This is a genomic window from Pseudomonas sp. Pdm06 (assembly GCF_014851795.1).
GTDB lineage: Bacteria > Pseudomonadota > Gammaproteobacteria > Pseudomonadales > Pseudomonadaceae > Aquipseudomonas > Aquipseudomonas fluorescens_AA.
In genome coordinates, this window is sequence record NZ_JACVAH010000071.1 from 1 (window position 1) to 255 (window position 255).

Genomic DNA, 255 nt, shown 5'->3' on the forward strand with positions numbered 1-255 from the left:
CCGCTTTCCGGGTCGAAGTATTGGCCCTGGAAGCGCAGCGGTTGTTCCAGTTGTTCGCCGCTGCCGTGGGTGAGTTCGGTGAGTTTGCCGTAGCCGTTGTAGCGCGCCGACCAGACGATCTGGCCGGCGGGGTTGGTCAGTTCCTGGGGCGTGCCCAGGTGGTCGAGGTGGTAGTAGAACGGGCGGGCGTCGGGGCCTTCGCCGTCGAGCAGGGCCAGTGGGCGGAAGGTGCCCGGTTCGTAGACGTAGCTGCGG

General features: G+C 67.1%; 1 protein-coding gene. It reads right to left on the minus strand.

Going from position 1 to position 255, the window contains the following annotated elements:
• Nucleotides 1-255: RHS domain-containing protein (locus IB266_RS31360; protein ID WP_192264472.1), on the minus strand; the 255-nt coding region annotated here is incomplete at both ends.